We start from the raw sequence: 21,385 nt of genomic DNA, 5'->3' as shown, positions 1-21,385 counted from the left end.
GCGGACGCACGCGGGCCGCCGTTCACCCCGGAGGGCTCTCCGCTCCCGACAGCTGGGCGGCAGCCTCCGGCAGCGGGCCAGCTGTCGGGAAGTCGCACTGGTCGTCGTCCGCTTGAATATTATGCAAGAGGCCATAGTGCCGAAATGCCTCGCGCAAGTCCGCGCGCAATACCGCGTTATCCCATGGCTTGGTATAAAAACGGTAAATCGCCCCCTTGTTCACGGCCTTCATGATGGAGTCCAGGTCGGTATAACCGGACAGCACGATCCGAAAGCTGTCCGGGTACATTTCCTTGACCCGGTCGAAGAATTCCGTTCCGCTCATGTCCGGCATGCGCTGGTCGCAGATAATCACTTGCACGCAGTGCTGCGCCAGCAAGTCGAACCCTTCGGCGGCCGAGCCCGCGCACAGGATATGGTAGCCGTCGTCGCGCAGCAGGCGCCGCAAGGAGGAGAGCACGTGACTGTCGTCGTCGACCAGTAGCAAGGTCTTGCGGTAGGACGGCGTGGCCGGCGCGGGCAGCTGCATCTGGCGGTCCTCGCGCAGCAGCGCCTCCAGTTCCGGCAGCGCCAGCGGCCGGCTGAAGAAATAGCCCTGCACCTGGTCGCAGCGGTTGCGTTTCAAAAAGGCCAGCTGGGCGGCCGTCTCGACGCCTTCGGCGACGACCTGCAGTTTCAGGCTGCGGGCCATGCCCAGGATCGCCTGCACGATGGCGGCATCATCCGGATTGCTGGTCACTTCGCGGATAAAGGCGATGTCAATTTTCAGTTTATCGATGGGGAAGCGGCGCAGGTAGGCCAGGCTCGAATACCCGGTGCCGAAGTCATCGATCGACACCTGCACCCCGCGCCCTTTCAAATCCTTGAGCGTCTTGATCGTGCGTTCCGTGTTGACCATCAGGGAACTTTCCGTCAATTCCAGTTCCAGCAGCTCGGGCGGCACCCCGTGGCGTTCGAGCGCGGCGATGACATCGCCATCGACGTCGCCCTCGGCCAGCTGGCGCCCCGCCACATTGACCGACACTTGCAACGCCCCGATGGAGGAGCGCAGCCATTGACCGATCTGGCGGCAAGCCTGGTCGATGACCCAGCTGCCCACCTTCAAGATGAGCCCGGTTTCTTCGAGCGAGCCGATGAACACATTCGGCGCGACCAGGCCATAGCCGGGCCGCTCCCAGCGCAGCAAGGCTTCCAGGCCGGCCACGCAAGCGCTGTCGAGCGCGACCTTGGGCTGATAATGCAGGACGAATTCGCCATTCTCGAACGCCCTGCGCAAGGCTTTCTCGAGGTCGAGCCGGGCCAGCACCTCGACATTCATCTGGGCCGTGAAAAAGCGGAAGGTATCGCGTCCGGCCTGCTTGGCGCGGTACATCGCGGTATCGGCGTACTTGATCAGTTCGTCGGGCAGGGAGGCGTCGAGCGGGTGCATGGTAATGCCGATACTGGCCGTCACGTTCAGTTCGTGCTGGCCCAGCACGAAGGGGGCGCGCAGCACGTCGCGGATCTTGCCGGCCACGCCGGCGGCATCGTTTTGTTCATCCTGCATCACCAGGATCACGCCGAATTCGTCGCCGCCCAGGCGCCCGACCGTGTCGCGCGCGCGCACGCATCCAAGCAGGCGACTGGCGAACTGGACCAGCAGGTCGTCGCCCACCCCGTGGCCGAGGGTATCGTTGACGGTCTTGAAGTTGTCGAGATCGATAAACAGCACCGCCACCATCCAGCCATGCTGGGAGGCCTGGTGCAAGGTGCGGGTCAGGCTATCGTAGAACAGCGTGCGGTTCGGCAAGCCGGTCAGTCCGTCGTGATGGGCCTGGTACTGCAGGCGCAAGGCCGCCTCCTTGCGCTCGCTGATATCGCGCACCACGGCCACGATGATCCAGTCCGGTCCCGACTGCAAGGCCTGCCGGTGAAACTCGACCTGCACCTGCGAGCCATCCTTGCGGATCAGCGCCATCTCGTGCGACACGCTGGTGCCGCTGTTGGCCATGAGACGCTGGTACAGTGCCGCCATCTCGGACCAGGTCGACTCGGCGCTGACATCGCGCGGTCCCATGCCCAGCAATTCCTCGCGCGAATAGCCGAGCATCGTGCTGGCTGCGGCGTTCAGTTCGACAAAGCGCGTGGTGCTGCAATTGACCAGGAAAATCGCATCATCGGTGCAATCCATCGCCGTGCGAAAGCGGCGCAGCTCATCCTCGCCCCGTTTGCGCTCGCTGATATCCATGTACATCACGACCACGCCATGCAGATTCTTGTCGGCCAGGGGCGTGACGGTGAGCAGCAGCCATGATGGCAGCCCTCCCGGCCGGCAGGCCAGTTCGAAGGACCAGTGATGGCTGGCGCCGCACAGCACCTGGCCGATCCCGTGCGCCACTTGGCGCGCCTGGGCGGCGCCGTCGCCGCCGGCCAGCGCGCATTGCACAAGGACGTTGGTGCCGATCGCATGGCCCGGACCGGCGGCGGCCAGGGCCAGCGGTGTGTCATACGCCGCCCACGCCTGGTTGACCGACATGATGGCGCCATCGGCGTCGAGGATCGCAATACAGGCCGGCAGCGAATTGAGGATCGCATCGAGCCGGCTGGCATCGTTCAGGCGCAGTTGCGCCTGTGCGCGGCGCAGCAGGAACGGCTGGCCCTGGTGGTCGGTGATGGTATCGAGTTCGCCGCCCGTCAATTCCTCCAGGCGCGCCACGTTGGCGTGCAGCGCGGCGATCAGGACGCTCACCTCGGCGTAGCGCAGCTCGGTTTCCAGGGCACTGTTCATGGCAGGCAATCGTCCAGCCCGAGGGCCAGCAAGACCGACTCGGTCTGGCTGAGCGTGCCGACGATGCGACGCACGCTGGACGGCGCGAGCTTGATCAGGGTCGGGGTCATGAAAATGGCATCCTCCAGCGCCCGCGTCGGTTCCCGAAACACGTCGAGCACCTCGATCTGGTGCTGCTCGGGCAGGTAAGTTTCGCACAGGGCGCGCAGGTTGGCCCGCGCCAGCACCGAATTCTGGGCGTCGCCCGCCACATAGAGGCGGAAGATGTACGTGGGCGTACGCATGCTCACGCGGCACCGGATGGGGGCTGCGCGGCATCGGCCCCGCGCAGTTCGGCCATCTCGCTGCGCCCGCGCGTCAGTTCGCGGGCCCGGCCCTCGGTCGTGCTGGCGAGCAAGGCCTTCTCGGCCTGCTTGGCGATCAGTTCGGACTGCAGGGACTTGACCCGCACCTCCAGCTCGGCCTCCTCGGCGTCGAGCCGGACTTTCTTGAGCCTGGCGGCCGCTTCGGCCACTTCGGCGGCCACCCGTTCCGCGCTCTCCTTTTCCCAGCGCATCGTGCCCATCAAGACTTCGCCGCCGGCGGTATAGGTGTCGGCCAGGGTAACGCCCTTGTCGCTCAGGATCAGTTCGCGCACCTGGTTCGAGTGGGACGTGCCGCGCGACTTGATGATCGACATGCCGCGATTGCGCTCGCCGCCCTGGACCAGGTAGTTCAGGTGAATCCAGGTATCGGCCAGGGTCGATATCTGGAGCGGCGAGCCGCCCTCGCTCTGGCTCGCCATTTCGTCGAGCAGGCTGGAGCACACTAAGGTGGTGCCGGCCCCCTTGCACCAGTCGATCAGGCGCTCGGCGACATTGTGCGCGGTCAGCTCGTTACCCGACTTCGACAGGGTCGAGACGGGATCGATGACCAGGCAGCGCGTCTGGTGTTCCTCGGCCAGCGCCTTGATGCGCCCCAGATAGGTTTCGGCGCTGCCAGTGATGGTGCGCGCCGAGATCATGCGCAGCACGCCGCTCTTGACGTAAGGTTCGAGCCGGATGCCCACCGAATTGAGGTTGCGCACGACTTCGGAACCGTCGGAATCGAAGCTGACGAACATCGTGCGCTCGCCGCGCTGGCAGGCGGCCTCCGCGAAGGCGCCGCTCAGGGTGGTTTTGGCGGTGCCGGGAAAACCGGTGATCAATACGCTGGCGCCGCGGTAATAGCCGCCGCCGAGCATGGTATCGAGCCGCTCCACGCCACTCGACACCCGTTCGTTGGAGACCAGCGCATCGAGCCGGCCCATGGTACGCGCGACGGCAACTTCGAAGCCATTCTTGCTGATCAAAAAAGGCGATTCATTCTCGTCGAACACCGCGCCGCGGTATTTCTGAATGCGGATATTGCGCTGGGATACGCCAAGTACCACGCCATGATTGAGCAGGATCGAACAGTCGACCATGAACTGCATGAACCCGAGCGATTGCTCGACCATCGCACCGGTCGCGTCGCCGCCAGCCTTGGCCGTGATAATGGCGGTCAAGCCATTCGCCAGCAACCAGTCGTGCAGACGGTAAATCTCGCGCCGCTTCGACATGGGATCGGGCAGCAGCGCCAGCACGATATCGAGCGCATCGACGACCACCCGTTTGGCCTTCAATGCCTTGACCTGCCCGTCGAGCACCGCCAGCATGCCGCTTAAATCGAAATTGCCGGACAGGACCAGGTCGGGCGCGGGCTGCGCATCGAGGAAGTAAAGCTCATTGTTTTTCTGCAATTCATCGATTCCCCAGCCAAAGCCTTGCGCGTTGGCCGCGATGCGTTGCGACGATTCCTCGAAGGCAACAAAGATGCCTGGCTCTTTACAATGGCGGGCGCCGTTCACAAGGAACTGCAGCGACACCACCGTCTTGCCGGAACCGGGGCCGCCGGCCAGCAAGGTCGTGCGCCCGCGGGGCAGGCCGCCGCCGGTCATCTCATCGAGTCCGGTAATTCCCGAGCGCGCCTTGGAGGCATCCGGCTGCGGTATCGACACTGGCGCTTGTAGCATGACAGGCTCACTCTCATTTGAGAAATGCATCTCAGTCCCATTGCTGACAAACAGCACGTGAGGGCACCGCGATATCAAGTCAACAATTCAAATAACAAATTGATTTCGTTCCAATAAGCCTGGAATCCAGAGGATGTGTTTGCGAAATGCCGTGACAGCGTTCGGGGTCACATTGCCAATTAACTATAGCATGAAAAAATTCGAAAAATTGCTCTGACGTTGAAATGCGGAATTTTGTACAACCGCCACCACAACAGGCGGTTTTAAAGGCGCACGCGCGGCGCGCACGCTGTAGCGTCATGAAAATCCGGCAGTGGCGCCGGTAATGGCCGCATCATTACCGACATAATCTCGCGCGTGCTCCGGTAATGTAACTTAGTGCCGGTGAACATACACAAACAACAAAATCCCTTGTTAATGCCAAATCACGTCGACATTCCCATTCGTGGCTGACGGATGGTGCTGTGTGGGTTTTTCGCACTGGCAAAACAAACCTTGGCTTAGCTCATACTCCTTGCAGATTGTTCGCGTTACCTTGATCTAAAGAAATATTGTGGTTCCACATTTCTACAGATCGCGACCGCACAGCAAGGGGAATGCCATGTCCTATCTCAGCGACACCATCGACGCGCACAAAAGTGTGTTCACGCAGGCGCACGACCTGATGCAGCGGGTCATGAACGCCGTGCCGGCTGCGCGCGTGCCAGTGCCGCAGCGCGCCTGCGCGCCCGACCGGATCGCGTTCAACACCGCGCTGCAAGAGAACAGCCTGCCCTGCCCGCGCGTGGCCGCCCTGTTCAACTGCGCCGGCCGCGCGCTCGACGGCGTCCGATCGCTGCACGGCGCAGCCGACGCGCGCCGCTACCTGGGCGACACGACGGTCTATCCCCTGCAGTTCGTGCCGGTGTGCGGCGACGGTGGTGCGCAGACCTTTTCAGCGATCAGTTATGAGAGAAGCAGCGACGCGGCGGTGCTCGGCAACGGCACGCTGATTGCGCTGGCCGATCTGGTGCACTTGCTAGAGCTGCCCTGCGCGCGCGGCTACCTGCTGCGGGAGCTGGCGGCGCCGCACCTCCATGGCGGCCTGCGGGTGACCGTGGCCATGTCGGTGCACGGCCCGCACATCCTGCGCGCCGCGTGGACCCGAGCCGGCAAGGATGCCGACATTCCGGTCCCGCTGTGGAAAGCGGCCAGCCGCCTCGTCCTGGCCGGCGCCGCCCTGTTTCCAACCTTGAAAACGCAGCACTGGGACATTGCCCTGTGTGCGCGCGGCCCGCTGGCCCTGGGGATGAGCGCAGCGGAACCGCCGCCGGCTTAAAAAGCGGCGCCGATCCAGGCGCCACCGAGGGCGATCAGCGCGCCGGCGCCGCGCAGCCATGCCTGCTGCCGGCGCAGCGCCGCGCCGGCCAGCATGCCGCCGGCCAGCAGCGCGCCGCTCGACATAAGAATACCCACGAAGTACATGCCGGCGCTGCCCGCATGCGGCATTTCGGCGCCGTGCGCCAGACCGTGGACAAGCGCAAACGCGCCGACCATCAATGCGCCGGCCGCCGGCATCGGCTTGACCTTGAAGGCGATCGACAGGCCCAGCACCAGCACCGAAGCGATGATCGCGCTTTCCAGCGCGGCGATGCCCACGCCCGCCATCCCCATCATGCCGCCGGTGGCGAGCAAGGCGATGAAGCTCATTGGCAGCATCCAGCGTGCGCGCCCGCCCAGCTGCGCGGCCCAGATACCCACGGCGACAGCGGCCAGCATGTGGTCCAGCCCCGAGAACGGATGTGCCAGGCCGGCCAGCAAGCCGCCGTCATGGCCGGGATGGGCCAGCGCCGCGCCGCAGTAAAACAAGGGCGCCAGCGCCAGGGTACGGATGAATTTCGATTGCATGTGAAGCTCCCAGATAGAAAAAAATAGATGAATGGCCCGGCGCGCCTATCGCCAACGCGTGCCGGTCAGTTCCGACAGTACCGCCGCCACCCTCGTGCGGCTGGCGTGATAACCGATGATCACCAGCTCGGAGCGGCGCGCCGCCGGCCGCACCGAATCGACGCTGATCATCACGCGCGAACGCACGCCCTGCACCAGCACCGCCTGGCCGGTTTCGCTGGTGCGAATGAAGCCTTTGCTGCGCAAGACCGGCTCCAGGCGCACCGCTTCCTGCAAGGCGTGGCGCAGCTTGTCGGCGCTTTGCGGCGAATCGCTGCGCAGCACAAACGACAGCCAGCCCGGATCCTGTTCGTGAAAATGCTTGTGCGTGGCCAACCCGTGCGAATGCGCGGCGAGCCCCGAATGCGCGTGCCCGTTCAGGCGCCCCTGCTCGGCCAGCACCCCGGCACCAGGGCCGGGCATGGTAGCCAGCGGCGTGTAGGTGTGCGCGTGGTCGGTGCGGGTCGGCTGGTGCAGGCGCAGGCCGAGCGCGACGCGGATATCGAGTTGCGCCTTGTGCGCCAGCTCCAGGAAACGCACCTTGGGCGCGCGCTCGCGCACCCGCGTCTCGGCCAGCAGCAGCGAATCGTCGTCCAGCCCGTCGATCTTGTTAAGCACGACCACGTCCGCGAATTCCAGCTGCTGCCCAAATATCGTGGCCGCCGCGTCGCTACTTGTGCCGGTCTCGAACTGGTCCGACAGCAGCAGCGGCGTATCGACCACCGCCAGGGTCGCGTCGAGGATGAAATCGTCGGCCAGCGCGGGACTTTGCAGCATCTCCATGATGGCCGTCGGCAGCGCCAGGCCGGACGTTTCGATTAGCACGTGGTCGACGTTGGCACGGCGCGCAGCGACGGCCTGCATGGTCGGCAAGAACAGTTCGTCGTCGCCATAGGCGATCAGCCCGTACGGAAAATCGTGGACCCGCACCTGCTCATCCACGCCTGCCCCGCCGCGCACCAGCGCGCCATCGATCGAGATCTCGCCGAACTCGTTGATCAACAGCGCCAGGCGGCGGCTCTGGCGTTTTTCGATCAGGCTGCGCAGCAGGGTCGTTTTACCCGATCCCAGGAAGCCGGTCACGATGGTGACGGGAATCGGCTGCTTCATGCCGGGTCCAGTGCGGCCAGTTGCGCGATCAGGTCATCGGCGCTGTCGCACATGGCAGGGTAATCGACCAGCGGGCGCCGGATGACCAGCAGCGGGATGCCGAGAGCCTTTGCCGCTTCCACCTTGGCCGCGTAGCCGCCGGCATCGCCCGAATCCTTGGTCACCACGCAGTCGATCTGCCAGTCGCGCCACAGGGCGATGTTGAAGTCTTTCGAAAACGGCCCCTGCATGGCGCAGATGCGCTCGCGCGCCACACCAAGGGAGATCGCCCTGTCGATGAATTCCGGTTCCGCCGTCAGGCGCGCGAACCACTGCTTGTCGCTTGCGCCGTCGGCATGCAGGAAAGCCGCCAGGTCCTTCGAGCCGGTGGACAGGAAGATGCGCTGCCCCAGCGCGATGGCGCGTTCGGCCGCGTCCTGCGGCGACACGCACAAAATGCCGGCGTCGGCGCGGAAGCTGCTCGGCCGCTCGTAGCGCAGGTAAGGGATACCAAGTTCGCGCGACAGGCCAATCAACTGCTCCGACATGCTGGTCGCGTAAGGATGGGTGGCATCGACCAGCACCTTCGCGCCGCTGGCCGCCAGCGCCTGGCGCCGCGCCTCGATGCCCTGGCGTCCGGCCCACACGGTGGCGCCAGGACAGGCCTTGATCGCCACGTCGCCGCCATGGTCGGTGGCCGCCGACACCACCACGGGGCGCGGCTGGCCCGTGGCCAGCTTCGCCGCCAGCGCATTGCCGTCGCTGGTGCCGGAAAACACCCACACGCCGCCATCGGGCAGTTCCTGGCGCTGCGGCAAGGTGCTGTCGGCCTTTGCGTCCCAGTCGTTGTAGCCGCGCGGAGTAAAGATTTGTCCGCGCTTGCGCTGGGTGAAGCGGTTGCCGACCACGATGGTGGTAAGCATGTCGAACTGCAGCGATGGCAGCTCGTCAAGCCGGTGGATGCTCACCTCCTGCCCGGGGCGGTAGGCGTTCTTGACCACGCCGCACAAGGTATGCGGCGCCTTCGATTCGAGCATCAGTTGCAGCACGCGGTACACGCCCTGCTGGCGGCTGGCGCTCTGCACGTTGTACATCACGCAGGCCAGGTCGGCCTGCGCAATATGGCGCGCGCGGTGCTCGATCCACTCCCAGGGGCACAGCAGGTCCGACAAACTGAGGGTGGCAAAGTCGTGCGACAGCGGGGAGCCAAGCAGCGAAGCGCAGGCGTTGGCCGAGGTGATCCCCGGGATCACGTTGACCTGGTAGGTGTCAGTCTCGCTCATTTCTTCGTAGGCCAGCGCCGCCATCGCGTAGATGCCGATATCGCCGCTGGAAATGAGCGACACGCGCGCGCCGCTGCGGGCTTTTTCGATCGCCAGCAAGGCGCGTTCGCGCTCCTGCGTCAGCGGCGGCGTGTGGATTTCCTTGCCCTCGACATGCGGCATGATCCAGCGCAAATACAGTTCGTACGCCACTATCACGTCGCTGTCCTTCAGCGCCGCAATCGCCCGCGGTGCGATCAGGTCCTCGTAACCGGGACCGACCGACACCAGATTCAATACACCACTCATCAGATCTCCATCCATTTATCTTCAACTACCGCGACGGCCACGCCGTCCAGGCACGTTTTTGGCACCACGAGCGCGCCGCGCGGACTGGCTACCAGCGCGCACGGTTCGCACACGCCATCCAGACCCACATTGCTGCGCACCCAGTCCGACGGCACCTTGACCCACGGGCGCGCCGCCAAGGTGGCGCGCGCGAACACGCGCAGCGGCAGCCCATGGCGGCCGCAAAATTCCAGCAGGCCCGGTTCGTTCGCCTTCAGGTCCACGGTCGCCATTTCGCGCACTTCTTCAATACTCCTGTGGCCAAGCGCATGGCGCAGCGCCGCCTCGATCCGTTCGGCCGACACGCCCTTGCGGCAGCCGATGCCGACCACCAGCGGCTTCAAGGCCTCGGTCGCGGTGGTCACTACCGGCGTCGCACCGACCGTTCGGGCGACCTTGTAGGCCAGCGCATTGGCACCGCCTTCATGCCCCGCCAGCAGCGACACGGCGAAGCGCCCCGCTTCGTCCAGCACCACGACCGCCGGGTCGGTGTGCTTATCAACGGCCAGGCCGTCGAGAAAGCGCACCGCGATGCCGGTCGCGCCGATCACGATCCACTGGGCGTGACGGCGGTAGCATTCGCCGAACTGCGCCTTGTGGCTGGCGCCTCCGTGCAGCCACGGCCGGTACACCTCTGCTCCCAGCGCCGCTTGCAGCACCGCCGCCAGCTCCTCGCCATGCGCGCGCACCAGCCAGATGGCCGGCGCCGGGTTCACGACGCGGCCTCCGCCTTGTTCTTCTTGACGACCCTGAACAGGTGCGTGAAGTCCTTCGAATACAGGCTCGATTCGACCGCGACATCCTTGTCGAGTGCCGCGCCGACCAGCATCATGGTGGTCAGGTTCCACTCACCGCGCTTGGTATCTTCCAGCACAGTACCGAGCGTGCCCTGGTAGATTTTCTGTTCCGGCCACGTGGCGCGATAGACCAGGCGCACCGGCGTTTCCTGCGGATAGTGCAGCGACAGGTCGCCGACGATTTTTTTCAGGTGCGGGCCGGACAGGAAGATGCACATGGTGGCGCGGTGTTCGGCCAGGCGCGCGATCGATTCGAGCTCCGGCACGGCCGATGCGCGTCCCGATACGCGGGTGAGAATCACGCTCTGCGACACTTCCGGCTTGGTCAGCTCGGCGCTGATGGCCGCCGCTGCCGCCGTGAACGACGACACGCCCGGAACCACTTCATATGTGATGCCCAGCGCATCGAGACGGCGCATCTGTTCGGCGGTGGCGCCGTAGATGGCCGGGTCGCCCGAGTGCAGGCGCACGACGTCGATATCCATTTCCTTTGCGCGAATGTAGCAAGCCTGCTGCTGCTCCAGATCGAGCTTGGCTGTGTCGATGATCTCGGCATTGGGCCGGCAGTGCGTCAGCATCTCGGTCGGCACCAGCGAACCGGCATACAGCACCATGTCGACGCTGCCAAGCAGGCGCGCGCCGCGCAGGGTGATCAAATCGGCGGCGCCGGGGCCCGCTCCAACGAAGTACACTTTCATTTATCTCTCCTGCCGTGGTTGACGGCGCACCAGCAAGGTGGCCAGGTAGCCCATCGCGTCGTTTGCGACAAGGTCGCCGACGCCGGACGCCAGCAATTCGCCGGGCAGGCCGATGCGGCGCGCAAAGGCGCAGTGGTCGGCAATGCCCATCTCGCGCAGCAGATCGAGCACCCAGCCGAGGCGTGCACCGACCTTCATCAGCACCACGATGTCGTGGGTCAGAATGTCGCTGCGCAGTTCTTCCGCCGTCTCGGGGCATGGCAGGATCAACACCCGCTCCTTGCCCTCCCCCAACGGCCATGCCAGCGCCGATGCGGCGGCCGCGTAGCTGGTAATGCCCGGGAAGGTGCGCTGCGGCAGATCCGGAATGCGCGCGCGCAGGGCCGCCAGCACATAGCCGTAGGTGGAATAGGTCAGCGAATCGCCAATGGTCAGGTAAGCCACGTCGCGTCCTGCGCGCAGCTCCAGCGCGATCGTGTCGGCCAGTTGCGCGTAATGCTCGCTCAGGACCGAACGGTCCGGGTCCATGTTGAATTCGATCTCGCGCAGCTTTGCAGGGTCGATATCGATCCCGGCCAGGCACTGGAGTGCAACCGACAGCTCGGCCCCGCGCGCGCGCGGCGCGTAGATCAGGTCGGCGCGGCGCAACGCGTCCAGAGCCGCCAGCGGCAGGTAGCCGGCCGGGCCGGGGCCTACCCCGATGCCCCAGAGGGTGCCGATGCTCATGCGTCCACCCCGAGCGGATTGCCGGCCAGGTCGAACAGGCGAACTTCGAGGCGCTTCACCGATGGCACGCGCGCGTGCGCGAGCATGCCGATGCGGCGCTCGATCTCGATCCACACCGCTTGCGCGAAGGGCTCACTCTTTAAACGTTCCATTGCTGCTTCCACTGTGTTTGCATTTTCTATGTCATGTACCAATTGCGCGTCGCCGCCCATCTGCGCGACCACGCGCGCCACGCCGGCCATCGCCATGTTGCTCTTGCTCGAATGCGTATCCCAAAACCCGTCGAGCACCTTGGCCAGCTTGCCGGGGTGGCCGGCGAGCCACAGCACGTCCAGGCTGCGCTTCTCCTCCCGCAGCGCCTTTTCGGTAAAGTCCAGCGCGTCGCCGAGAAAGTTCGCGATCTGCACCGAGCGTTCATCCGGCAGCGCCAACACGCCGCTGGCGAATTCGCGCCCGATCTTTCCGGGCAGGTAAGCCACGCTCTCCGTACTCGCCGCCAGCGCCACCCGCACATACACCTCGACCGACGCAATCCAGGTCGACAGCGACATCGGTTCGACTATCCCCGACGTGCCGAGTATCGAAATGCCGCCCACGATGCCCAGGCGCGGATTGAAGGTCTTGCGCGCGATGACTTCCCCGTTTTCGCAGCCGATGGTCAGGTCGAAACCGCTGTCGGGCGGCTCCGCCATCGCGTCGTCCAGCACTTCTTCCACCGCGCGCCGCATCATCTGGCGCGGCACCGGGTTGATCGCCGGCTCACCCACCGCCACGCGCAGGCCGGGACGGGTCGCCGTGCCCACGCCGCGTCCGGCGAAAAAACGCACCGCGCGCACATTGTTGCGCCGTACCTCGGCAAAGATGGTGGCGCCGTGCGTGTTGTCCGGATCGTCGCCGCCATCCTTCAATACCTCGGCCCGCACCGCGCCGCTATCGGTCCAATCGACTATCTGGACCGGCACCTCAAGATAATGCACACCATCCGGCAGGCTGACCCTGACCGTGCCGCAGCGCGCGCCGTGCAGCAGCAGCCCGAGTGCCGCCTTGACCGCCGCCGTGGCGCAACTGCCTGTCGTGCGGCCGCGCCGCAGCCCATTTAACGCAGGGATCGCAAGATCGAACTGGACCCGTTCAACGTGCTTCATACCCTGCAAGCTGATTGAGCGCGTCAATCATCAGGCCATTGACCACGCTTGCCGCCCACGGCGAGCCGCCGCGCGTGCCGCTGTTGGTAATACGCGGTACTTGCAGGCAGCGCCGCAGTTCGTCCTTCGTTTCGCGCGTGCCGACAAAGCCGACCGGAAGGCCGATCACCAGTTGCGGGCGCCAGCCATGGTCGCGGATCAGGCGCGCCGCTTCGGCAATCGCCGTTGGCGCGTCGCCGATGGCCAGCACCACGTCGTTGCCGAACTTCTGCCAGCCGCGCCGCACGCCCGCCGCCGAGCGCGTGATGCCTTCCGCCGCCGACATCAGGTGCGTTTCGCGGTCATGCACGCCGCACCAGGTATCGATGCCGAGTTGTTCGAGCAGTTGGCGCTTCAGGCCCGTCTGCACCATGGTCACATCGGTCAGCACGCGCTTGCAGCGCAACAGCGCAAGGATGCCGCTTTCCACCGCGCCCGGCGAAAAGTACATATCGTCGACAGCGCCGAAGTCGCCGCTGGTGTGCACCAGCCGTTGCAGCACCGTCAAGTGAGAGGCCGGAAAGCCCGACCAGTCGCGTCCCGCGGCGATGATGCGGAAGCTCTCCGCTTCAATCGGGTGCGGTTCGTACGGGGCATAGCTTGGCGTGGCCGCCGTTTCGGGCGCCGTGGCGGACGCCGTAGCGGACGCCGGCGCCAGCAAGCCGCGCACCGCGAGGTGATGCGCGCGTTGCGGCTCGCCCACCTGCTGCTCGAAGCCGACGATCTGCACCCTGTATTTGCACAGCGAGCAGTTCATGGCGGCGCGCCCTGCCACTGCCTCGCGCGCGCGTTCGATGATCACGTCGGCCACATGCGAATGCACGCCGAAGTAGCCGGCCTTGAGTACTTCCAGGCCCGGCTCGCGCTCGCGCAGGTCGTCGGCGGCGGCGTAAATACGTTTGACCAGCACGCCGTCGAACAAGAAGAAAGGCAGGACCACCAGGCGCTGGTAGCCCATGCGGGCGGCAGCGCGCAAACCGTCGGCCACCAGCGGCGTCGCCGTGCCCGAATAGCATACGTAGACGCCGCCGAAGCCCATGCCCTCTTCCAGCATGCGCGCCAGCTTGGACACTTCGCCATTGGCGTCGGGGTCTGTGGTGCCGCGCCCGACCAGCACCAGGCAGGTGTCCGAACGGCGCAGCGTCAGGGGCGACGTGGCCTCGGCTTCGACGATGCGTTCCTGCGCCAGTTGCAGCAACTGCGGATGCAGGTTCATGGGCGCGCCGAAATGGAAATCGATGTCCGGATAATCGCGCGCCATGGCCTGCACTTCGGCGGGCATGTCGTTCTTGGCGTGGCGCGCGGCCAGCAGCACGCCGGGCACCACCGCCACCTGGCGCGTGCCTGCGGCAAGGTTGGCCTGTACCGCTTCGGCGATGGTGGGGCTGGAAAACTCCAGGTAACCGTGGGTCACGACGTCGTCCGGCGCACGCGCGCGTACCAGTTCGACCAGCGCTTCGAATTCGCGCACGGCATCGGGGTCACGGCTGCCGTGACCCGCGACGACGATGCCGAGTTTTTCTTTTTGGGTCATGGTACGGGCGCCGCCTCGATCTGGCTGGCCATTGGCGCGAGCGTGCGGATCAGCATGATGCTCATGTCGGAACAGGTATGGCTGGCGCATTCCAGCAGGCTGCCATGCCATTCGGCTTCGCCGCGCGTCAGGTTTTCCCACACTTCGGTCGGATGATCGGGCGAAATGCCGTTTTCCAGCAGGTAGGCCGCGATATGCCACGGCATGAACGAACGCGCCGCATCCCACGGACACGGAATCACGATGGCGTTGCGCTGGTCCTGCAGCACGTGCACCAGATGACGCTTGAAGGGATCGAGGTCGCCACGGCGGTGGAAGGTGATGAAGGTGGTCTCGTCGAAGCATACCTTGGCGCGCGAGGCCAGGATCTGGGCCGACGAAATGCCGGGCAGCGATTCGACCGGGTGGCCGCAGGCGCGTTCGACCCGTTCCAGGTACTGGAAGCCGCTGAAATGGATGTCGCCCATGAAGACGACCACGCAGCGCTTGCCCGCGTGGTGCAAGCGAGCCACTTCATCGAGCTGCGCGACCTGGTCGCGGTAGGCCATGCCGATGACCTGGGCCTCGGCCGGAATCAGGCTTTGTACCACGTTCAGCACCGCGTCGAAACCGGCTACCACGTCGGCCTCGCGAATGAGCTGCGCGCCGCGCTGGGTCAGGTAGCCGACATCGCCGGGGCCCGCGCCTATGCAAATGATCATGTAAAACTGCTCCTAAATATGCGTATTGTCAGGTTGGTGCCAGGCGCGCGCGGATCGTCAGCGCGAGGTTGTCGGCCGATAGCTGCTCCAGGGTCAGGCACTCGGCGCCCAGGGTTTGCGCCAGTTGCGCGGCGCGCCCAAGACGCAGATAACCGCTCTCGGTATCGAGCACCAGCGCCGGCACGCCGCGTTCCGCAAGCCTGCCCGCAAGGTCGAGCGATTCGCGCCAGGCATCGCCATCGGCCGCCAGCGGCACGTTGGCCTTGCCGTCGGTGAGCAGCACCATCAGCGCCGGAGCGCGATTGGCCGACTTTTCCAGGGTTTCCAGCGCCAGGTGCAGCGCGTGCGGCAAGGGCGTGCGCCCGCCGGTCGGCAGTTCGGACAAGCCCTGCTCGGCGCGGTCGACACTGCCGGTCGGCGCCAGCAGCAGGTGCGCGGACTGGCCACGAAAGGAAATCACGGCCACCGTATCGCGCCGCTGGTAGGCATCGGTCAGCAGGGCCAGCACGGCGCCCTTGACCGCTTCCATGCGGCGCTGCGCGGCCATCGACCCCGATGCGTCGACCACGAACAGGATCAGGTTCGCGCTCTTACCGACCCGGATCTGCTGATGCAGGTCGGCCCGCGTGACCTGCACGTGGCCCGGCTCGCGCATCGCGGCACTGAGCAAGGTGGCGCCGATGGCGACGCTGGTCGGCTGCTCATCGGGTACGGCCCGCACCATCCTTCCGCGTGCCGCGCCCATCGCTACGCTGCGGCGGCCCGCGCTGCTGTGGCCTTCGGTAGATTCGACTACGATGCGCGGCGCCGCGGCGCTGGCGGCAGCCGCGAACACCTGTTCCTCACCCTGCTCGTCGGACGGCGTTTGTTCGCCGTCTTCCGATTCGCCGGTGTCGTCCTGCGCCGGTGGCGGCGGCGCGGCCTCGCGCATCAATTCGTCAAGGCGCTCATGATCGAGGCCGGGTTGTTCGAACGGCTTGCGGCGGCGCCGGTGCGGCAGCACCAGTTCGGCCGCGCTGCGCAAATCGGCCGGCGTCACCTGCAGCCGTCCATCGAGCGCCGCCAGCGCGCGCGACGCTTTATGCATGACGATGTCGGCACGAAGGCTGGCCACCTCGAACTCGCAGCAAAAATGGCTGATCAGATCGAGCATGGCGTCGTCCAGTGTCACTTGCGGCAGCAGGCGCTGGGCCTCAAGCAACTGGCGGTGCAATGCCTGCTGCTGTTCGTCCCACGCGGCGCTGAAACCTGCCGGATCGGCCTCGAAGGCAATCCGCCGGCGCACGACTTCCGAGCGCACTTTCTTGTCGCGCGGCGCCGCCACTTCGACCATCAGGGCGAAGCGATCCAGCAGTTGCGGGCGCAGGTCGCCCTCTTCCAGGTTCATCGTCCCAACCAGGGTGAAACGCGCGGGGTGGCGGATTGACAGCCCTTCGCGTTGCACTGAATTGACGCCCATGGCCGCCACGTCGAGCAGCACGTCGACCAGATGGTCCGCCAGCAGGTTGACTTCATCGATATACAGCACGCCGCGATGCGCCGCCGCCAGGAGGCCCGGCTGGAACACACGCTGGCCGCCCTGCAAAGCGCGCGCCAGGTCGACGCTGCCGATCACCCGGTCTTCGGTCGCGCCCAGTGGCAAGGTCACGAAAGGCACGGGGGCCAGTCGCGGCGTGCCGGTGGCGCAAGCCTCGCAGTGTTCGGATACCGCGCCGGCGCTGCAGTTGTAGGCGCAGCCGGCCACTGAGTCGATCTGCGGCAGCACGTCGGCCAGCGCGCGCGCCGCCGTGCTTTTAGCCGTGCCCTTGTCGCCGCGGATCAGCACACCGCCCATGCCTGGATCGACCGCGCACAGCATCAACGCGCGCTGCAACTGCGGCTGGCCGACGATGGCCGAGAACGGGAAATTCGTGATGTTCATCTTATCCATTACGCGCCGTTTCGCCGCGTGCTTCGAGCAAGGTTTCGCTATCGAGATACAGTTCGCGCAGCTTTGCCAGCGTTTCCGGGCGCGGCTCGGCCCACATGCCGCGGCTGGCTGCTTCCAGCAAGCGCTCGGCAATCGCATTCTGCGCCCACGGGTTGGCTTCTTCCAGGAAGCGCTGCATGTCGTCATCGAAGCCGTAAGCCTGGGCTACGTCTTCATACATCCAGTCGTCCATCACCTGCGCCGTGGCATCGTAGCCGAACAGATAGTCGACGGTGGCCGTCAGTTCCAGTCCGCCCTTGTAGCCGTGGCGCTGGATGCTGGCCAGCCACTTGGGATTGACCACGCGCGAACGGAACACGCGCAGGGTTTCTTCTTTCAGGTCGCGCACTTGCGCCCGCGCCGGGTCGTGGCTGTCGCCGAAGTAGTGGCGCGGCTGCTGTCCGGTCAGTGCGCGGATGGTGGCGATCATCCCGCCGTGGAATTGCAGGTAGTCGTCACTGTCGAAGATGTCGTGTTCGCGGTTGTCCTGGTTGTGCAGGGCCACCTGCACGCCGGACAGGCGCACCTTGAAGGCGTCGCGCTGGTCGGTGCCCTGTTCGCCGCGCGCATAGGCGTAGCCGCCCCAGTTGACGTAGGCTTCGGCGAAATCGGCATCGCCTTCCCAGTTCTTGTGCTGGATCAGCGGCAGGATGCCGGCGCCGTAGCTGCCAGGCTTGGCGCCGAACACGCGGTACGAGGCACGCCGCGCGCCCTCTTCCTGGCTCAGGCCTTGTTCGATCCAGCCTCCGAGTTCGGCCAGATAGTGCTTGCGCACGAAATTGTGCGTCAGCGGTTCGTCGAGCTGGATCACGGTGTTCACGGCGTCGTCGATCAAGTCGATCAGCTGCGGGAACGCATCGCGGAAAAAGCCGCTGATGCGGGTCGTGACGTCAATGCGCGGGCGCTTGAGTTCTTCGAGGGGAATCACTTCCACTCCGCTCACCTGGCGGCTTTCGGCACGCCAGACCGGGCGCACGCCGAGCAGGGCCAGGATCTGCGCCACGTCATCGCCGTGGGTGCGCATCGCGCTGGTGCCCCAGATGCTGATTGCGACGCTCTCGGGATACGCGCCGGTTTCGCGCTCGTGCCGCGTCAATACCTCGTGCGCCAGTTGCAGGCCGACCCGCCATGCCGACTGCGAGGGCACGCTGCGCGGGTCAACCGAGTAGAAATTGCGGCCGGTCGGCAGGATGTGCGCCATGCCGCGCGTGGGCGAACCACTCGGGCCGGCCGGCACGTACTGGCCGGACAGACCATTGATCAGATTGTCGATTTCGTCGGTCGCACGCGCCAGGTTCGGCACCAGCTGGCTGCATGCGAAGCCGAGCACCTTGCGCAGCGAATCGAAGCGGTTCGACGGCGGCGCGACGGGAGCCGCCTGCGCGGCAGGCAGGCGCACTGGCGCCGCGCGCGGCTTGCCCATCTGCGACAGCATGCTGGCCTTTGCGCGTTGGGCCGGTTGGAGCAGCCGCGCGGCCGCGACTTCGCCGTCGATGTCGGCAAAGACGATGTTGAGCACTTCATCAATGGCGGCCGGCCTGTAATCGCGCGCCGCCAGTTCGGTGAACAGGCGCAGGCACAGCGCGTCGATGGCGTCGAGCGCGTCCGACCGCGTGACCACGGCGCACCGGGCCAGGCGCGCGAGCACGGGCACCACGTTGATGCGGCGCCCCTTCTGGTCGAGCAGCAGGTCCATCGTGAGGCCGAACAGCTTTGACACTTCCGCCTGCAAACCCGGAATATCGAGGTTGGGCAGGCGCGTGAGCGATACCAGCATGGCCGGCATCTGCTGCGCGTCAGGGCCGCCACCGAGGATGTGCAGGCCGTCGCGGATCTGGGCCGAACCCAGTTCGCACAGGTAGCCGTCCAGGTCTTCGATCAGGTGAGCCACGTCGGAGCCGCCCATCGACGCCAGTGCTGCGGGAAGTTCACCGTCCTCTTCGTGGTGATGATCATGATCATGGTCATGGTGGTGGTGATGCCCGTGTCCATGATCGTGGTCATGGTCGTGATCGTGGTGCAGCAGGCGCGCCTGCAGGTCGGCATTCAGGTTGGTCTGCTTGACCAGTTCCCAGATCTGCTGCTGCAGCAGCGGCAGTTTGGCCGGGTCCAGTACCTCGACCTGATAATACTCATCGACCAGCTGCGTCAGCTGCGCCAGCGCACCGTAGGTGTCGGCGGTGGTCATCGGCGGCGTCAGATGGTCCACTACCACGGCATGCGCGCGGCGCTTGGCCTGCGAACCCTCGCCCGGATCGTTGATGATGAACGGGTAAAACAGCGGCAGGTCACCCAGCAGGGCATCCGGGAAGCAGTTCTGCGACAGGCCGACGCCTTTGCCGGGCAGCCATTCCATGGTTCCGTGCTTGCCGACGTGGACGATGGCATCGGCGCGCCAGACATCGCGCAGCCAGCGGTACAGCGCATAATAATGGTGGGTCGGCGGCAGGTCGCTCTGGTGATAGATCGCGTCCGGGTCCATGCCATAGCCGCGCGGCGGCTGCAAGGCGACGAAGGAATTGCCCAATTCGATCCCGGCCAGCGCCAGGTGGCCGTCGCACACATATGCTTCGCCAGGCGCGGCGCCCCACTGGGTGCTCATTTTTTCCTGCATGTCGGGCGTGAGTTCGGCGAACCACGTCGCGTACTGCGCGGCGGGCACGCGGCCGGCGGCGTTGCGCAACTGCTCCGTGGTCACGTAAATCTGGTCGTACGAGCAGCGCGCGACCAGATCGTGAATCAGGGTGGTGCCGTCGGCCGGGGGCTGGCCGACGTCGTAGCCGGCGGCGCGCATGGCGTCCAGGATGCGCATCAGCGAAGCCGGGGCATCGAGCCCCACCGCATTGCCGATCTGCGAAGCCTTGCTGCTCGAATTGGTGAACATGAAGGCAACGCGCTTTTCCGCGTTCGGTACATGCTTGAGGCGTGCGAAGCGCGCGGCGATACCGGCCACGCGCGCCACCCGGTCCGGCACCGGTTCGTATTCGACCGCGTCGCCCTGCAAGCCGGCGGCGCGCGACTTGAACGACACCGGCGCGGTGATGATACGCCCGTCGAACTCGGGCAGCACCACGTTCATGGCAGTGTCGAGCGGATTGAGGCCGCGCGCGGACTGCTCCCACTGCGGCAAGGTCATGCCGCTGGTGATCGCTTGCAGCACCGGCACGTTCAACGTTTCCAGCACGCCGACCGACCAGCCGGCCGGCGTTGGGCCGCCGGGCGTGATCTCGCCCATCGCGAACGAGGTGGTGTTGATCAGCACATCGATATGCACGCCGCGCGCGTCGCTGAAATAGCGCAGCGCGTCGGGCAGTGCCCCGTCACCGCCAGCGCCGCTGCGCAAGGAGGACGTGAACACCGGCAGCACGTTCATGCCGCGCTTTTCCAGCGCGTCCAGCAGCGCGTCGATGAAGCGCGTGTTCCCGCTCATCCAGTGGGCGCGGTAGAACACGATGCCGGCACTCGGCGCGCCGGGTTTGCGCAGCGCCAGCCAGTCGTCGATACCGGCGCCCTGCGCCAGGTCGGGGTGATAGATACCGTGTTCCGGCAGCGGCAGCGCGCTCTCGTAGCCAAAACCGGTCAGCAGCAGATGGTCGGACAGGTAGCGCAGCAACTGCGCCAGGTTGCCGCTGCCGCCGCAATGGAAGTAGTTCAGTGTCTGTTGCAGCACGTCGGGAGCGACGGTCGATACCGCCGCCAGTTCGGGATCGGGCTCGCCGGTGCCGCTGATCGCAATCAGGTGCTGGCCGTGGCGGCGCGCGTGGCTGACCAGATCGGCAAAACCGGGCACGCTGCCGAGCCGTCCCAGCACGCGCAAAATGATGATGCGCGCGCCCTGAACCTCGCGCGAGAACAGCGCCGTGGCGCCGCCGTCAGCGTCGAGTGCCTGCAGGCTCACGCCCGCCACCGCGCCGAATTCCGGGGGCAACTGGCCCACGGCATGGTGCAGGACCGTCAGGTCGTTCGATGCATGGGTAAGCAGCGCGATGTGCGCCGGGCCTTGAGGAAAATCAGATGATGTCATTGTCCGCCACGAGTGTGTCGCCTTCGCCGATGCGATGGAAAATCAGGTCGGCCACTTCCGCGCCGTCGATAAGGTGCTCGGCCACGATGCGCCCGGCCGCCGCTTCGTCCACGCGCCGGTACCATACGCCTTCCGGATACACCACCACGATCGGTCCTTCATTGCGGCACGCGACCATGCAATGCGTGCGGGTGCGCTTGACGCACAGGTCCGGATGCGCGTCGATCACGCGCCCCATGTGCTCGAACACTGCCTGCGCCTGCACGCCGTTTTCGGTGCAGCGTGGGCCGACGCACATGAACACGTGGCGGTCATGGGTACGCATCGC

16 protein-coding genes are annotated in these 21,385 nt (G+C 65.7%); 1 reads left to right on the top strand and 15 read right to left on the bottom strand.

From position 1 onward, the window contains the following. Positions 1-22: 22 nt before the first annotated feature. The 3 genes from IV454_RS20385 to kaiC are packed head-to-tail and all read right to left on the bottom strand — an operon-like array spanning position 23 to position 4,799. Entirely contained in the window at positions 23-2,767 is a 2,745-nt protein-coding gene (locus IV454_RS20385) for an EAL domain-containing protein (protein ID WP_206087568.1), read from the bottom strand. Then, positions 2,764-3,051 carry a circadian clock KaiB family protein gene (locus IV454_RS20380; RefSeq protein ID WP_206087567.1) on the bottom strand — a complete coding sequence of 96 codons (288 nt, stop codon included), beginning with the start codon at positions 3,049-3,051 and terminating at the stop codon, positions 2,764-2,766. Before IV454_RS20380 ends, IV454_RS20385 begins: the two co-directional genes overlap by 4 nt. A 2-nt stretch (positions 3,052-3,053) precedes the next feature. Then, the gene (kaiC, locus tag IV454_RS20375; protein WP_206087566.1) at positions 3,054-4,799 is read right to left on the bottom strand and encodes a circadian clock protein KaiC; all 1,746 of its coding nucleotides are present in this window, start codon (positions 4,797-4,799) and stop codon (positions 3,054-3,056) included. A gap of 601 nt (positions 4,800-5,400) precedes the next feature. On the opposite strand from kaiC, the gene IV454_RS20370 reads away from it, so the two are divergent. Then, the gene (locus IV454_RS20370; RefSeq protein ID WP_206087565.1) at positions 5,401-6,117 is read left to right on the top strand and encodes a hypothetical protein; all 717 of its coding nucleotides are present in this window, start codon (positions 5,401-5,403) and stop codon (positions 6,115-6,117) included. Here the strand turns inward: IV454_RS20370 and IV454_RS20365 are convergent. The 12 genes from IV454_RS20365 to IV454_RS20310 are packed head-to-tail and all read right to left on the bottom strand — an operon-like array spanning position 6,114 to position 21,382. Further along, positions 6,114-6,686: a HupE/UreJ family protein gene (locus IV454_RS20365; protein WP_206087564.1), complete on the bottom strand. Its 573-nt coding sequence runs from the start codon at positions 6,684-6,686 to the stop codon at positions 6,114-6,116. The two genes, IV454_RS20370 and IV454_RS20365, sit on opposite strands and share 4 nt — an antisense overlap. 45 nt (positions 6,687-6,731) lie before the next feature. Further along, positions 6,732-7,835: a CobW family GTP-binding protein gene (locus IV454_RS20360; RefSeq protein WP_206087563.1), complete on the bottom strand. Its 1,104-nt coding sequence runs from the start codon at positions 7,833-7,835 to the stop codon at positions 6,732-6,734. After that, positions 7,832-9,385, bottom strand: coding sequence for a precorrin-3B C(17)-methyltransferase (cobJ, locus tag IV454_RS20355; RefSeq protein ID WP_206087562.1), 1,554 nt, complete (start codon positions 9,383-9,385; stop codon positions 7,832-7,834). The genes IV454_RS20360 and cobJ overlap by 4 nt, the downstream gene beginning before the upstream one ends. Further along, positions 9,385-10,140 carry a cobalamin biosynthesis protein gene (locus tag IV454_RS20350; RefSeq protein WP_206087561.1) on the bottom strand — a complete coding sequence of 252 codons (756 nt, stop codon included), beginning with the start codon at positions 10,138-10,140 and terminating at the stop codon, positions 9,385-9,387. The genes cobJ and IV454_RS20350 overlap by 1 nt, the downstream gene beginning before the upstream one ends. Continuing rightward, entirely contained in the window at positions 10,137-10,919 is a 783-nt protein-coding gene (gene cobM, locus IV454_RS20345; protein WP_206087560.1) for a precorrin-4 C(11)-methyltransferase, read from the bottom strand. The genes IV454_RS20350 and cobM overlap by 4 nt, the downstream gene beginning before the upstream one ends. Further along, the gene (cobI, locus tag IV454_RS20340) at positions 10,920-11,645 is read right to left on the bottom strand and encodes a precorrin-2 C(20)-methyltransferase (RefSeq protein ID WP_206087559.1); all 726 of its coding nucleotides are present in this window, start codon (positions 11,643-11,645) and stop codon (positions 10,920-10,922) included. After that, the gene (cbiD, locus tag IV454_RS20335) at positions 11,642-12,790 is read right to left on the bottom strand and encodes a cobalt-precorrin-5B (C(1))-methyltransferase CbiD (protein WP_206087558.1); all 1,149 of its coding nucleotides are present in this window, start codon (positions 12,788-12,790) and stop codon (positions 11,642-11,644) included. The genes cobI and cbiD overlap by 4 nt, the downstream gene beginning before the upstream one ends. Further along, the gene (locus IV454_RS20330; RefSeq protein WP_206087557.1) at positions 12,777-14,363 is read right to left on the bottom strand and encodes a precorrin-8X methylmutase; all 1,587 of its coding nucleotides are present in this window, start codon (positions 14,361-14,363) and stop codon (positions 12,777-12,779) included. Before IV454_RS20330 ends, cbiD begins: the two co-directional genes overlap by 14 nt. After that, positions 14,360-15,064 (bottom strand): cobalt-precorrin-7 (C(5))-methyltransferase, encoded by a 705-nt coding sequence (locus tag IV454_RS20325; RefSeq protein ID WP_054267508.1) that lies wholly within the window; start codon positions 15,062-15,064, stop codon positions 14,360-14,362. The genes IV454_RS20330 and IV454_RS20325 overlap by 4 nt, the downstream gene beginning before the upstream one ends. 28 nt (positions 15,065-15,092) lie before the next feature. Then, complete coding sequence (locus tag IV454_RS20320) at positions 15,093-16,985, bottom strand: magnesium chelatase subunit D family protein (protein ID WP_206087556.1); 1,893 nt, start codon at positions 16,983-16,985, stop codon at positions 15,093-15,095. Between the two features lies 1 nt (position 16,986). Continuing rightward, positions 16,987-21,057 carry a cobaltochelatase subunit CobN gene (locus IV454_RS20315; protein ID WP_206087555.1) on the bottom strand — a complete coding sequence of 1,357 codons (4,071 nt, stop codon included), beginning with the start codon at positions 21,055-21,057 and terminating at the stop codon, positions 16,987-16,989. Beyond that, positions 21,044-21,382 carry a (2Fe-2S) ferredoxin domain-containing protein gene (locus IV454_RS20310; RefSeq protein ID WP_206087554.1) on the bottom strand — a complete coding sequence of 113 codons (339 nt, stop codon included), beginning with the start codon at positions 21,380-21,382 and terminating at the stop codon, positions 21,044-21,046. The genes IV454_RS20315 and IV454_RS20310 overlap by 14 nt, the downstream gene beginning before the upstream one ends. Positions 21,383-21,385: the final 3 nt, after the last annotated feature.

Origin of the sequence: Massilia antarctica (assembly GCF_015689335.1) — a bacterium.
Taxonomy (GTDB): Bacteria; Pseudomonadota; Gammaproteobacteria; order Burkholderiales; family Burkholderiaceae_D; genus Telluria_A; species Telluria_A antarctica.
Note: the sequence above shows the minus strand (reverse complement) of the source record. Positions and strands in the feature narration are given on the sequence as shown.

Bases quoted from the DNA above. Each gene is read 5' to 3' on its own strand.
- IV454_RS20360 (WP_206087563.1), bottom strand. From the start codon at position 7,835: ATGAAGCAGCCGATTCCCGTCACCATCGTGACCGGCTTCCTGGGATCG.
- kaiC (WP_206087566.1), bottom strand. From the start codon at position 4,799: ATGCTACAAGCGCCAGTGTCGATACCGCAGCCGGATGCCTCCAAGGCG.
- cobJ (WP_206087562.1), bottom strand. From the start codon at position 9,385: ATGAGTGGTGTATTGAATCTGGTGTCGGTCGGTCCCGGTTACGAGGAC.
- IV454_RS20315 (WP_206087555.1), bottom strand. From the start codon at position 21,057: ATGACATCATCTGATTTTCCTCAAGGCCCGGCGCACATCGCGCTGCTT.
- cbiD (WP_206087558.1), bottom strand. From the start codon at position 12,790: ATGAAGCACGTTGAACGGGTCCAGTTCGATCTTGCGATCCCTGCGTTA.
- cobI (WP_206087559.1), bottom strand. From the start codon at position 11,645: ATGAGCATCGGCACCCTCTGGGGCATCGGGGTAGGCCCCGGCCCGGCC.
- IV454_RS20325 (WP_054267508.1), bottom strand. From the start codon at position 15,064: ATGATCATTTGCATAGGCGCGGGCCCCGGCGATGTCGGCTACCTGACC.
- IV454_RS20320 (WP_206087556.1), bottom strand. From the start codon at position 16,985: ATGAACATCACGAATTTCCCGTTCTCGGCCATCGTCGGCCAGCCGCAG.
- IV454_RS20365 (WP_206087564.1), bottom strand. From the start codon at position 6,686: ATGCAATCGAAATTCATCCGTACCCTGGCGCTGGCGCCCTTGTTTTAC.
- IV454_RS20310 (WP_206087554.1), bottom strand. From the start codon at position 21,382: ATGCGTACCCATGACCGCCACGTGTTCATGTGCGTCGGCCCACGCTGC.
- cobM (WP_206087560.1), bottom strand. From the start codon at position 10,919: ATGAAAGTGTACTTCGTTGGAGCGGGCCCCGGCGCCGCCGATTTGATC.
- IV454_RS20370 (WP_206087565.1), top strand. From the start codon at position 5,401: ATGTCCTATCTCAGCGACACCATCGACGCGCACAAAAGTGTGTTCACG.
- IV454_RS20385 (WP_206087568.1), bottom strand. From the start codon at position 2,767: ATGAACAGTGCCCTGGAAACCGAGCTGCGCTACGCCGAGGTGAGCGTC.
- IV454_RS20330 (WP_206087557.1), bottom strand. From the start codon at position 14,363: ATGACCCAAAAAGAAAAACTCGGCATCGTCGTCGCGGGTCACGGCAGC.
- IV454_RS20380 (WP_206087567.1), bottom strand. From the start codon at position 3,051: ATGCGTACGCCCACGTACATCTTCCGCCTCTATGTGGCGGGCGACGCC.